Origin of the sequence: Lentzea sp. NBC_00516 (assembly GCF_036346835.1) — a bacterium.
GTDB lineage: Bacteria > Actinomycetota > Actinomycetes > Mycobacteriales > Pseudonocardiaceae > Lentzea > Lentzea sokolovensis.
On sequence record NZ_CP107840.1, the window covers coordinates 9,075,029 to 9,086,908 of the forward strand.

10 protein-coding genes are annotated in these 11,880 nt (G+C 69.4%); 6 read left to right on the forward strand and 4 right to left on the reverse strand.

Features of this window, described 5'->3' with window-relative positions; translation table 11 throughout:
- Positions 1 to 32 precede the first annotated feature (32 nt).
- Entirely contained in the window at positions 33 to 410 is a 378-nt protein-coding gene (locus OG205_RS42190; RefSeq protein ID WP_330273368.1) for a hypothetical protein, read from the forward strand.
- Here OG205_RS42190 and OG205_RS42195 read toward each other — a convergent pair.
- Entirely contained in the window at positions 400 to 2,475 is a 2,076-nt protein-coding gene (locus OG205_RS42195; RefSeq protein WP_330273369.1) for a toll/interleukin-1 receptor domain-containing protein, read from the reverse strand. The genes OG205_RS42190 and OG205_RS42195 overlap by 11 nt on opposite strands.
- 250 nt (positions 2,476 to 2,725) lie before the next feature.
- Here OG205_RS42195 and OG205_RS42200 point away from each other — a divergent pair, with 250 nt between their 5' ends.
- The 4 genes from OG205_RS42200 to OG205_RS42215 all read left to right on the forward strand — a co-directional run bounded on the left by OG205_RS42200 (position 2,726) and on the right by OG205_RS42215 (position 5,998).
- Entirely contained in the window at positions 2,726 to 3,043 is a 318-nt protein-coding gene (locus tag OG205_RS42200; RefSeq protein ID WP_330273370.1) for a hypothetical protein, read from the forward strand.
- A 58-nt stretch (positions 3,044 to 3,101) separates the two neighbouring features.
- Positions 3,102 to 3,674 carry a carbonic anhydrase gene (locus tag OG205_RS42205; RefSeq protein WP_319977248.1) on the forward strand — a complete coding sequence of 191 codons (573 nt, stop codon included), beginning with the start codon at positions 3,102 to 3,104 and terminating at the stop codon, positions 3,672 to 3,674.
- 14 nt (positions 3,675 to 3,688) lie between these two features.
- Positions 3,689 to 5,017 (forward strand): SulP family inorganic anion transporter, encoded by a 1,329-nt coding sequence (locus OG205_RS42210; protein WP_330273371.1) that lies wholly within the window; start codon positions 3,689 to 3,691, stop codon positions 5,015 to 5,017.
- Between the two features lie 168 nt (positions 5,018 to 5,185).
- Positions 5,186 to 5,998 (forward strand): DNA/RNA non-specific endonuclease, encoded by an 813-nt coding sequence (locus tag OG205_RS42215; RefSeq protein WP_330273372.1) that lies wholly within the window; start codon positions 5,186 to 5,188, stop codon positions 5,996 to 5,998.
- On the opposite strand, the gene OG205_RS42220 is transcribed toward OG205_RS42215, so the two are convergent.
- Together OG205_RS42220 and OG205_RS42225 are read right to left on the reverse strand one after the other, a co-directional pair.
- The gene (locus tag OG205_RS42220) at positions 5,988 to 8,852 is read right to left on the reverse strand and encodes an NACHT domain-containing protein (protein WP_330273373.1); all 2,865 of its coding nucleotides are present in this window, start codon (positions 8,850 to 8,852) and stop codon (positions 5,988 to 5,990) included. The two genes, OG205_RS42215 and OG205_RS42220, sit on opposite strands and share 11 nt — an antisense overlap.
- A 52-nt stretch (positions 8,853 to 8,904) precedes the next feature.
- Positions 8,905 to 10,824: a helicase-associated domain-containing protein gene (locus OG205_RS42225; protein WP_330273374.1), complete on the reverse strand. Its 1,920-nt coding sequence runs from the start codon at positions 10,822 to 10,824 to the stop codon at positions 8,905 to 8,907.
- 75 nt (positions 10,825 to 10,899) lie between these two features.
- Here OG205_RS42225 and OG205_RS42230 point away from each other — a divergent pair, with 75 nt between their 5' ends.
- Positions 10,900 to 11,550: a DUF2461 domain-containing protein gene (locus OG205_RS42230; RefSeq protein WP_330273375.1), complete on the forward strand. Its 651-nt coding sequence runs from the start codon at positions 10,900 to 10,902 to the stop codon at positions 11,548 to 11,550.
- On the opposite strand, the gene OG205_RS42235 is transcribed toward OG205_RS42230, so the two are convergent.
- Positions 11,495 to 11,842: a VanZ family protein gene (locus OG205_RS42235; RefSeq protein WP_330273376.1), complete on the reverse strand. Its 348-nt coding sequence runs from the start codon at positions 11,840 to 11,842 to the stop codon at positions 11,495 to 11,497. The two genes, OG205_RS42230 and OG205_RS42235, sit on opposite strands and share 56 nt — an antisense overlap.
- Positions 11,843 to 11,880 lie beyond the last annotated feature (38 nt).

The window sequence follows — 11,880 nt, forward strand, 5'->3', positions numbered from 1 at the left end:
GGGGCGTTCGCCTTTCTCTAGGGTCTGCGACCATGCGTGGGGACTGGGCGGACGTCGCGGACTGGTTCGACGAACTGCGCCGCGAGCACGAGGGTTTCGAGTCGCACCAGTACATGCGGGACATCGTCGCGAGCGTCCTCGCCAGCGGTGTGGCCGATCATCTGGGTGTGACCACCTCGATGCACGACATCGTCGTGGTGTCGTTGGACGCGAAGTCCTGGAACCACGAGACGATCAGGGTGTTCTCGCCGTCGTCGCTGCCGCCGGTGCCGGACGGGTTCGTCATGCTGACCTTCGACGGCCGCAAGAGACGCAGGCAGGGCGCCCGGGAGATCGTGCAGTGCCCGGCCGAGGACGCCGTGCCCGCGTTCTGGCGGCTGGTCGGGGAGAAGTTCGGCATCACCCGCTAGCCGGCGCACAGGTGTCGCGGTAGGCCAGGTCCGGCAGGTACCGCTGCCACTCGACCTGGCTCAGGCCACCGGATGCGACCTGGCAGGCACGGGCGAACGAGCCGGGCGACCTCTCCCCGAACGACCTGTGCAACGTGGTGGCCAGTTCGGCGTTCGTGTCCGAGTCGGGCGCCAGCGAGTGCGCGGCCAGACCGAGCCGCAAAGCCAGCTGTGGCGAGGAGTTGCGCGCGACCTGCGCCTGCACGACGAGCGCGCGTGCCGTCGCCCTGTCACGGTCGACGCTGGCGTTGTGCCATTGGAAGGCTGCCAGCCCCGCCGCGCCGATCGCGGCGGCCAGGAACACCGCCAGCCAGCTGACCGTGCGTCTGCGGTCGCGCCGGCGTTGTCCTCGCAGCGTGTGGATCCGATTGCGGCTCATGGCGAGGAACCGGCGGGCGTCGGGGGAGAGGTCGTCGTTCGCCACCAGCGGCGCGACGGCGGCGAAGGTGTCCTCGTTGAGCAGCAGGTGATCCGCGCGTTCGCCCTCGATCCACTGCGAGGCGTCCAGCTCGACGGACTGGGCCGCGCGCAGGCCGATCTGCCGCTCCTCGATGGCACCGCGCAACGGCCGCCACTCGGTGAACAACGCCTCGTGCGCCACGCCGATCCAGCGGCCCTGCTTGTCGCCGCTCGCGGTGAGCAGACGGTGCCGGACGAACACCTCCAGCGCGGCGCGGGCGTGCGAGTCCAGCTGGGCCGGGCTGACGCGTTTGCGGGTCGGCCTGCCGGTGTGGTCGAGCGTGGCCAGGGCCGCGAGCCGGGCGAGCAGTTCCTCCTTGCCCATCCCGGTTTCCGCTACGGCGCTGTCGAGCACGTCGTCTGCGTGCCGGGCGAGAGCGCCGTGCACGCCGCCTAAATGCTCGTACAGTTCGCTGGAGAGCGTGCCGCCCCTGGGGACGCCCATCGCCAGGTGCTGCAACGTGAACGCGAGCAACGGCAACGCCTCGCCGCTCGCCGTGTCCTCGACCAGGAGCGCGACCAGCTCCGGGTGCACCTTGAGCCCGGCCACGCGGGCGGGGCCGGTGATCACGATGTTGAGCACCTCGCGCGCGAGCGGCGCCAGCACGTAGCTGCCGAGGTGGACACCGCTCAGTTCGGGCAACGTCCGCAGGTCGTCCAGGAACTCCGACCGCAGCGTCGCGACCACCCGCACGTTGTCCGCGAGCGCGTCCTTGATCAGGCTCGCGACGATCTGGCGGTCCTTCTCGCCGGCGCGGGTGAAGAGCTCCTCGGCCTGGTCGATGGTGATCAGCAGTCTGCGGTCCTCGTCCACGAGCTCCTGGGCGACGCCGCGCAGCCCGTCGAGGACGAGCCGGTCCTTGGTCTCCTGCACAGTCCAGTCGAGGCCGACGTGGGCGGCGGTCTTGCGCACCGCGCGGGCGAGCGCGTCGAGCGGGTCGTTGCCCGGCAGCCACGGCGGCATGACGAGCCAGCGCGAGTCGTCCGCGAGCTGGGCCAGCAGGCCTGCCCTCACGAGTGACGACTTGCCGCAGCCGGACGGGCCGACGACGGCGAGCAGACCGGGCCCGCGGCGCACCTTGCGGGCCAGCGCGCGGGTCTCCGCGTCACGGCCGAAGAACACCGCGCTCAACGCCGTGCTGAACGCGTCCAGTCCGGGGAACGGTTCCTGGTCCTTCGCGAGCTTGCGGCCATCGGTGTCGAACCGCCGCAGCGCTTTCTCGAGATGCTCGCGCGCGGTGGCGTGCGGGATGTGGTTGAGGTGCCCGATCAACGGGTGGATGACGCCGTCGAGCTGCACGGGCAGCAGGAGAGTGCCCAGCGCGTCGGCGATGGCGATCTCGGCGTTGCACCAGCTCGACGTGACCGAAGCCTGGCTGACGACGCACACGACGACGTCCGCCCTGCGCAGCTCGTGGTGCAAACGCTCGCGCCACGCCTCGCCGACCTGGATCCCGTCCTCGGGGTGAACTTCCAGGAAAATCTCGTGGTCACCTTCGAGCCAGTTGCGGATATGTGTCGCGATCGCCACATTCTGCGTCGCGTGGCTGATGAACACCCTCGCCACGACCGTCTCCTTTGGCATTCGGTCACCGATTGTGCAGAGCTGGCAGGGATCGGCGGCCGGTCGTCCACTAATTGGCGCATCTACAACGCGGCAGGACCACTCTCCGCATACGTACGTTTCCGTGAAATGAGAAGCCCTTTCGGGTGAAACTAGTGTGTGATTCGGTCAAAGTCGGTCTCGTATATCGCGGAACTTGTCCACTTTGGGCGAAACTGATAGTCGTAGATCAACTCGGTCGGGGGGTGTGAGCATGCGCAGCGTTCTTCTCGCTGTCGTCGTCGCCCTGTGCGCCGTGCTGACCCCGGCCGTGTCCACCGTGTCGATCGGCGCGCCGCCGCCGAAGTCGAAGACCTCTGTCCCCAAGGAAGAAGCTCCGCGCGAGGAGCGCGAGACGAGCCGCCTGCGCCTGCTGGTCACGTCCGTCGACCGCACGTCCGGGGTGGCCGCCCCGTCCTTCTTCACGGTGTTCACGCCGCGCGCCGTTCCCGGTGTTCTCACGCTCGTGTCCAACGCCGAACCAATAGTGGTCTGGCGCACACCCCCTGCGCTGCAGGTGTTCCGAAACTGATCGAAGTCTCCACTTCCCGATCATCCGAAACACTTTTCCTTAGCAGTGAGGGACTCCCATGGACTTCCATCGCTTTGTTCAGCATGCCCGCGCACACGCCGCATCGCGTTCCCGCGCACTCGGCCGCAAGCTCGCCGCTGGTCAGCAACCCACCACGATGTTCATCACGTGCGCCGATTCGCGCATCGTGACGGCCGCGATCACGGGCGCCGAGCCCGGTTCGCTGTTCGAACTCCGCACCGCGGGCAACGTCATCCCGCCCTATTCGCTGACCGCGCCGTCCAGCGAGATGGCGACGATCGAGTTCGCCGTGCTGCAGCTCGGCGTCAGCGAGATCGTCGTCTGCGGCCACTCGCACTGCGGTGCGGTGGGCGCGTTGAACGGCGGCGGCATCGACCACCTGCCCGCGATGCGTGGCTGGTTGCGTCCCGGACGGCCGCGGAAGGCGTCCGATCCGGCGATGCGGACGGAAGGACAGGAACACGTGCGCGCCCAGCTGGAAACCCTGCTGGCGTACCCGTTCGTGGCCGAGAAGGTCGCTTCGGGTTCGTTGCGCGTCCACGGCTGGTTCTACGACATCGAGACCGGCGAGGTCTCCGCGTGTGCCGAGCACGCCTTCCTTCCGCTGTAGGGGTTTCTGACGTGATGAAGAAGTACTGGACCGATCTCGGCGCGTCGGTCGTCGTGTTCCTCGTGGCGCTGCCGCTGTGCGTGGGTGTGGCGGTGGCGTCCGGAGTGCCGGCCGAGCTCGGCATCGTGACCGGCGTGGTCGGCGGCATCGTCGTCGGCCTGCTGCCGGGCAGCACGATGCAGGTGAGCGGACCGGCCGCCGGGCTGACGGTGCTGGTGGCGGACGCCGTGTCCCGGCACGGAATCCAGGCGCTGGGCGTGATCGTCCTCGGCGCCGGCCTGCTGCAGGCGGCGCTGGGCTTAGCCAGGTGCGGACGGTGGTTCCGCGCGATCTCCCCGTCCGTGGTGCAGGGCATGCTCGCGGGCATCGGGCTGGTGCTGATCTTCGGCCAGCTCAAGCACCTGATCGTGTCCCCGGTCGCGCTGGCGCTGGGCCTGCTCACCGTGCTGATCATGTTGCTGTGGCAGCGAACCCCGATGCGGGTCGTGCCGGGCATTCTGGTCGGCGTGGTCGTCTGCACCGCGCTGGCGGCGGTGTTCGCGTCATCGGTCGACCGCATCACGGTCGGCACGTTGTCGACGGACGTGCACCTGCCTGATTTCTCGTTGCTGAACACCGGAATCATCGGCACCGCGGTGGTGTTCGCCCTCGTCGCCTCCGCCGAGTCGATGTTCAGCGCGGCCGCCGTCGACCGCATGCACAACGGCCCGCGCACGCGCTACAACAGGGAACTGGTCGCGCAGGGCCTCGGCAACACGATCTGCGGCCTGCTCGGCGCGTTGCCGATGACGGCGGTGATCGTGCGCAGCGCGGCCAACGTGTCGGCAGGAGCCCGGACGAAGGCGTCCAGGGTGCTGCACGGCGTGTGGCTGCTGCTGTTCGTCGTGCTGCTGCCGGGGTTGCTGACGCTGATCCCGGTCGCCGTGCTGGCGGCCGTTCTGGTCCACGCGGGCTGGAAGCTGCTGGGCCTGCGGGAAGTCGTCACGTCGTGGCGCACGGACAAGGCCGAGAGCTTCATCTTCGTGCTGACCGCCGGGCTCATCGTGGCGACCGACCTGCTGACCGGCACCGTGGCCGGCCTGCTGGCGGCGGTGATCAAGACGGCCTGGGACGTGTCCAGGCTGTCGGTGGTCGTGACGCCCGAGGGGGTGGCGTTGCGCGGCAACGCGACCTTCCTGCGGCTGCCCCGGCTGCTGGACGAACTGGATCGGGTCGACCGCGAGCACGTCCGGATGGATCTGAGCGGGGTCCGGCACCTCGACCAGGCCTGCGGGCAGGCGATCGACCAGTGGGTGGACGAGTCGCGGCGGGCGGGCAAGACCGTCGACCTCGTCGGCAGGTAGCGAAAGGCGCCGCAACCGCGGGGTCGCGGCGCCTTCACCGTTCAGCTCATCGCGGCGGACGGGAAACTGGTCAAGAAGAGCTGATGAACACTGGGCCGTTCGGGTGTATGCGGCTAACGGCCCTGTGGGAGACGTCGACCCTCAAGATGAACCAGTAGGGGGCGACACATGACCAGCGCAGGCTTCGACGCGAAGTTCCTCGGCACGACTGCCGGGATCCCGGTCCTGACCGACTCGGGAGCGGCCGACGCGGTCGAGCTCGACGGCTCGACCACGATCGACTACACGCACTTCTCGCTCGCGATGAGCAAGTCGCGCAAGTTCGCGAGCTGGGTCGCGTGGAACATCGACGGCGGCGAGATGAAGGCACTGAGCCGCACCGGCATCCCGTTCGTCAAGGACCCGCGCGTCCCGGCCGAGTTCCAGACCGGCGACGAGCTCTACCGCGACAACCGGCTCGACCGCGGCCACCTCGCCCGCCGCGCCGACCTGTGCTGGGGCCCGAAGGCCGAGGCGCAGAAGGCGAACAAGGACTCGTTCTTCTTCACGAACATCACGCCGCAGATGGACGACTTCAACCAGAGCACCAAGGAAGGGCTATGGGGCCGGCTCGAGGACGCGGTGCTCGCCGACGTCGACGTCGACAACCTCAAGGTCAGTGTCTACGGCGGCCCGGTCTTCAACGCCGACGACAGGGTGTTCCGCAGCGTCGCGATCCCGCGCGAGTTCTACAAGGCGATCGCGTTCGTGGTGGCCGGCGAGCTGCGCTGCAGCGCGTTCCTGCTCACCCAGAACATCGTCCTGGCCGAGGCTCTCGACCTGGACGAGTTCCGGGTGTTCCAGGTGTCGCTGCCCGAGCTGGAGAAGCGCCTGAGCCTCACCTTCCCGGCCGAGCTGCACGCGGCCGACACCGCGTCTGTGCAGCTGTTGGAAGAGGCGGAGCGCAAGCCCTTGGGCAGCCTCGACGACATCAACTGGTGATGCTGATCCCCGGCAGTCGCTGACGCAGTTCTTCCAGCCGGGCGGGCGTTTCCGGCTGGTGCACCACGAGGTGTTCCAGCACCGGCAGGACGCGCAGGTCGTCCGCCGAAGGCACGCCGAACACCTCCAGCGTCGTGATGGTCGGCCACCGCTCCAGCCCCGCCAGCGGGTAGGGCGGGCGGTGGTCGATCGCGAGCTCGCGCAACGCGGGCAGTCCGGGCAACGAGTTCAGGCCTTCGTCGGTGGCCGAGTCGCGGATCTGGAGTCGCCGCAGCGCACCGCCCTCCAGCGACTCCAGCTCGACCCTGCTGAAGTGCAGGTGCAGCTCGTCCAGGTCCCTCACCGGCGACAGGTCGATCCGCCCGAGCGGACGGCACCGGCTCAGGTGCAGCTCCTTCAGCGAGCGCGACCCGGCCAGCGGCGAGAGATCGCGCATCACCTCGTTCTGCCACAGCTCCAGCCGGTGCAGCGACGGCATGGCGCCCAACGGGTCCAGCGGGTTGATGTTGCCGATGCACCGCACGTACCGCAGCTTCGCCAGGTGCATGATGAACTGGATCCGGTGCCAGCCGCGGACGTCCACCCGCCGGTCACCGAAATCCACTTTGGACAGCACGGACTTCGCGTACTTCTCCGCGTCCGGCGTGTTCCGCCACGCCCGCAGCAGTTCGTCGATGACCATCGCGTGGTCGACGGCCACGAACTCCGCGATCCGCTCCCACGCGGCCTCGCCCCCGATGTTCGCCAGCGTCCGCACGATGTACGCGGCTTCCTCAGATGCTTCCGGTCCCGGCAGCAGGTCGACCACGAACGACCCCGCCTCGGACAACGCGTCGGCGTGCGCGAAGCTCTTCGGCGGGATCAGCGCCGCGGCGGCGGCCGTCACCTGGGCCCGCGCGGTCTCCGGTTCGATCACGTCGGCCTGATCGAGGCACGCCAGCGCGAGCAGCCGCAGCTTGTCCCGCCCGCGTTCGTCCTTGCGCGTGTCGTCGTTGCCCGCCAGCAGGTCCATCAGCACACGAGCCCGTTCGCGCGGCCGGGCGTGCGCGACCGCCATCACCACGACGTCGTGCCACTCGTCCAGATGTGCCCTGTCCACCAACAGGTTCAGGTCACCCGCGTCCACGACCTCCTTGGCCGCCAGGTAGTCGCGGAACGTCCGGTGCACGAACTGCACGCGTTCGGAAGCGACCTCCCGCAGCAGCCCGGCCCGTTCGAGCAACCGCTGCATCGCCTCGTCCGGGTCGATGTCGTGCGACCGCAGCCCGCGCATCGCGTTCCCGAGCCGGTGCACGGCCTCCTCGCGGGGCACCATCAGCTCGCGGTTGCGCACCAGCGAGTACGCGAACCGTTGCAGCAGAACGAGCTGCTCCTCCTTGGAGAACGACGGCAGCGCGAGCCCCCGGTCCTCGTCCCACCGCACCAGCAACAGGTCCAGCGCGGCCTCGTACAGCGACCGGCGATCGCGCGGCAGGTGCATGTTCCGGTCCTGGTGCAACGCGCACAACAGCCCGGCCAGCAACGGGCTCGACGCCAGCCGCCGCAGGTCGGGCCGCTTCGCGAGCGTCGCCACCAGCCGTGCCTCGCACTCGGTCAGCCACACCCGAGCGTCCCGCGTCAGCCCCGGCTCGTCGCGGGCGGCGGTGTGCCAGGCCTCCACGAAGTCGCGCACACCCTTGTCGCTCAACGGCAACAGGTCGAACGCGCTGAAGCCGACGTCCTCCAGCCAGTCCTCCGGCACCGCGGCCGGCCGGGTCGTGATCGCGTACCGGGCGTCGGGATAGGCGCTGACCAGCTTCTCCAGCCACAGCCGTGCCTCGGCCCGCCGTTCCCACACCAGCTCGTCCACGCCGTCGACCAGGACGAGCGCCCGTCCCTCCCTGAGCCGCGCGGTGACCCACCCGGACGGTTTCTCCTCCTCGATCATCGAGGCGGTCGGCGAGATGAACTCCTCCGGCTTCGGCAGCGACGTGTACTGCCGCAACGGCACGAAGAACGGCACCAGCCCGAGCCACTCGTCGCCCGAGGTCCTGGTCTCGCCCAGCGCGTTCATCGCGAGCCAGCGCAGGAACGTCGTCTTGCCCGCGCCCGCCCCGCCCCGGATCAGCACCCGAGGCGTGTCCGCCAGCGCCGCCGCCACCGGCAGCCCGGCCCCGGTCAGCTCGTCGGTGTCCCCGACCCGCGCCACCGCCAGCGACACGTACGAGGTGTCGAACGACTGCCGCCGCGGCGCCCGCCCGCGCGACACCCCGAACAGTTCCAGCCCTCCCAGCGCGTGCGCGACCTGCTCGGCGTAGCGGTCCTCGAAGTCCCGGTGCGACGCCGTCAGCGCGAGTTGTTGCTGGTCCGCGAGCCGTGCCACGGCGTCGGCGGTCGCCCGGCCCGTCCGGAACGTCTCCACCGCGAGCCGCCGCGCGTACTCCGGCTGCGACCACACCAGTTCGACGACCGCGACGCACACCCGCAGCAGCAACGCGTCGTAGACGGCCGTGGCCTGCTCGGACAGCCCCGCCGCGCGCCGGATCTTCTCCGACCTGGACATCACGTGGGCACGCAGCGACTCGGGCGTCAGCATCACCCGCAGCGCTTCCTCCGGCCGCAACGGCAAGGAGGCCTCGATGGACTCGCGCACCGCGTCCACGGCGGCCTGCCACTCGTGCTGCTCGACGGCGCTCAGCTCACCGCGCGCTAGCTCGGAGCTGACCCGCTCGACCAGCGGTCCCGGCCTGGTCAGCTCGCGCTGGCGCTTCTTGTCCCTGGTGCCCTTGTGCACGACGTCGAAGAGACCGAGCAGCACGCGCTCCAGCACGGTCTCGAGCACCATCAGCAGTCCGGCGGAAAACGGATCGGCCACACCTCCAGTATCGGCAGGTGATCACCGCACGCCGGGGGACTTCACCAGCTGTTCATTCCGGCAGCGCGACCTTGCGGACGTGCCCGATGTCGAACTCCCTGCTCGACCCGTCCTCGCAGTCCGCGCTCAGCACGCCTTCGAGGTGCTTGGTCGGCACGATCACGTGCGTGTCGGTCCTGCGCGGCCCGGTCGCGTACTTGATCTCGACGCGGCTCCCGTCGACCAGCGCCGACGACAGCAGCACGACCTCCTCGTCACGCAGGAAGACGTTCTGGTCGCGCAGCATCCGCGCCGCGTTGGCCCGTGGCGCGCCGGGCCCGACGCTCGGCCGTTCCTGCTCCACCAGCCGGACCGCGAGCTGGGTCAGCTCCAGGTCGTTCATCTCGGTGCGCCACCACCGCTCCGGCTTGCGCTCGCCGCGGGCGGAGGCCCGCAGCCGGCCGACACTCTCCACAATGGACCTGTCACCGGCGTCCAGTCCGGTCGGCGCGTACCCGCACCGGCGCAACGCCGCGAGCGTCTCGGCCATCGGCTGGGCCGACGCCAGCACGGTCGGCGCGAGGAACCGCAGCTTGAGCGACGCGAGCCGCTTCGACCGGGCGATCTCCTGCAGCAGCGTGGGATCGGAGCCCCGCACGCAACTCACCACGTCCGTCACGGTCAGCTGTCCGTGCCGCCGCGCCACGTCCTGCACCTGGTACTCGATCACCTGCGGCAACGGGGCTTCCGACACGGCGTTCAGCCGCGCGAGCACCTCGTCGGCGGACAGCCCCGAGTCCAGCGCACGCCGCACCGAGCCGGCGGACAGGCGCCACACCCGCGCGGCGTCGTTGTCCTCCAGGTCCGCCACCAGGTTCAGCGTCGCGCTCAGCTCGGGCGACGGCAGGCCGTTCACCACGGCGGTCATGTCCGTCTGGAACGCGGCCTTCTCCGTCGCCGCGGGCATCAGCTCGCCGGCCGCGGTGTCGACGTCGCCGTCGTGCAGCACCGCCACTCCCAGCGGCGTGAGCGCGCCACCGGCCACCAGTCCCAGCGACTCCATCTCGCTGATCACCGCCATGGTCGCCCGCGGGTCGTGCACGGCGGGGCGTTCCCAGACGAGATCGTCGACGAGTTCGTTGATGTTCGTGAAGGCCTCCTCCGCCGAGAACCGCTCCAGCGCGCTGCGGCGCAGCAGGAGCCCGGCGGCGCCGGTGTAGTCGCGCAACGCCGCCCGCGCCTGGTCCGGTTCCGGCCGCCAGTCCATCCGCCGCCACGCCGCGACCAGCGCCGAGAGTCGCGGACCTGGCTGGGAGTCGAGCCACGCGTCGCCCTGGCTGGTCGGCAGCAGCCGCGACCGTTCCACGCCGACCAGCTGGGCCTCGGCCGCGAGCTCCAGCCACAGCCGCAGCACGCCGTCCGAGACCCGCAGCGCCCGCGCGACCCGCCGGATCTCCACGGTCGCCACGCCACCGGTGTAGCGGGCGTCGAACGTGTCCTGCTCGCAGTACGCCAGCAGCCGCGCCACTCCGTCCACAGTGGACATCGCGGACACGATGGGGGAGACCTGGGACGCCTTGCGCCTGCCGGGGGTCTTCGGCCGCAACGTCAGCTCGCCCTGTGCCGCACCGCTCGTCCGCACCGAGTTCACCGCGATCAGTCGTGATCCCTCCGGCCAGGCCAGCGCCCGTTGCTTGAGCTCACCGAGCGCCCGTTCGAAATCGCCGACCGTGCAGTGCAGTTCGGCGCAGACCGTGTCGACGGTCCCCGTGTTGTTCTGCGCCACGATCGCGCCGAGCACGTCGAGCGCGCCCTGGTCCAGCGTGTCCTCGACGGCGTGCACCGAGTCGGAGTCGGTCAGTTGTGTCGCGAGGTCCTTCAACGTCCGGATGAAGCGGTCGGCGACGTCGCGGCGGTACAGGAGTATCGCGGCCACCTCGTCCGGCCCGAGTTGGAGGAGCCAGGTCGCGAGCGCGTTGATACGGCGTGGCATTCACCGGATTATGGCCTGATTGTGTGTTCTCAAACGAATTTTCACGCACATGGGCGATCCGCCTAGGCTGACTCGGTGACGTTCGACGGTTTCGGCGAGTACGCCATTGACTTCTACGACGGCTTGGTCCTGGACAACTCGAAGGCGTACTGGGACGACAACAAGGAGACCTACCTGCGCGACGTGCGCGCCCCGATGGAGGCGCTGCTGCTCGCACTGGAGAAGGAGTTCGGCGAGGGCAAGGTGTTCCGGCCCTACCGCGACGTGCGGTTCGCCAAGGACAAGACGCCGTACAAGGACCACTGCGGCGCTGTCATCGAGAAGGGGCGCGGCGGCGGCGCGTACTACGTGCAGCTCAGTCCCGAGGGCCTGATGACCGGCGGCGGCTCGTTCCACATGCAGTCCGACCAGCTCGCCCGGTACCGGGCCTCGGTCGGCGCGCACGGCGTTCTGCTGCGCAAGATCGTGGACAAGCTGGTCAAGCAGGGCTGGCAGGTGGCGGGCGACGTGATGAAGTCGAAGCCGCGCGGGTTCGCCGACGACCACCCGCACCTGGACCTGCTCAAGCACCGGTCGCTCTACGTCCGCAAGGTCTGGGAGCCGGACGACGTGCTGCATGAGCCGGGCTGCCTTGACCGGGTGCGCAAGTCGTGGAAGCAGCTCAAGGACCTCAACGCGTGGTGCGAGGACCACGTCGGTGTGAGCGAGACCACCAGGTCGCGGTAGCCCAGCCCAGACCGATCCCGAGGACGTCCACCAGCGCGTCGAGCACGTCGCCGCTGCGGTGAAGAGGCGTGACCAACTGCTGGAGCACCTCCGAAACGCCTGCGTAGACGACCAGCAGCGGCAAAATGCGAGGAAGTTTCGCGTACAGGCCGGTGAACGCGAGCAGTGCGAACAGCAGCGTGTGGACCACCTTGTCCGTACCAGGTGGTGAGCTCGGCACACCTGACTCGGGGGTGAACAACACGACGACGCTGAGCGACGCCGCGATCACAAAAGGCAGTACTCGACCCATGGAAAGAACATTACTGAGTAGTAGTTCGGGATCGGTCC

Excerpts from the sequence above, each read along its gene's own strand:
- OG205_RS42190 (WP_330273368.1), top strand. The coding sequence starts at position 33 with ATGCGTGGGGACTGGGCGGACGTCGCGGACTGGTTCGACGAACTGCGC.
- OG205_RS42210 (WP_330273371.1), top strand. The coding sequence starts at position 3,689 with ATGAAGAAGTACTGGACCGATCTCGGCGCGTCGGTCGTCGTGTTCCTC.
- OG205_RS42215 (WP_330273372.1), top strand. The coding sequence starts at position 5,186 with ATGACCAGCGCAGGCTTCGACGCGAAGTTCCTCGGCACGACTGCCGGG.
- OG205_RS42200 (WP_330273370.1), top strand. The coding sequence starts at position 2,726 with ATGCGCAGCGTTCTTCTCGCTGTCGTCGTCGCCCTGTGCGCCGTGCTG.
- OG205_RS42225 (WP_330273374.1), bottom strand. The coding sequence starts at position 10,824 with ATGCCACGCCGTATCAACGCGCTCGCGACCTGGCTCCTCCAACTCGGG.
- OG205_RS42235 (WP_330273376.1), bottom strand. The coding sequence starts at position 11,842 with ATGGGTCGAGTACTGCCTTTTGTGATCGCGGCGTCGCTCAGCGTCGTC.
- OG205_RS42205 (WP_319977248.1), top strand. The coding sequence starts at position 3,102 with ATGGACTTCCATCGCTTTGTTCAGCATGCCCGCGCACACGCCGCATCG.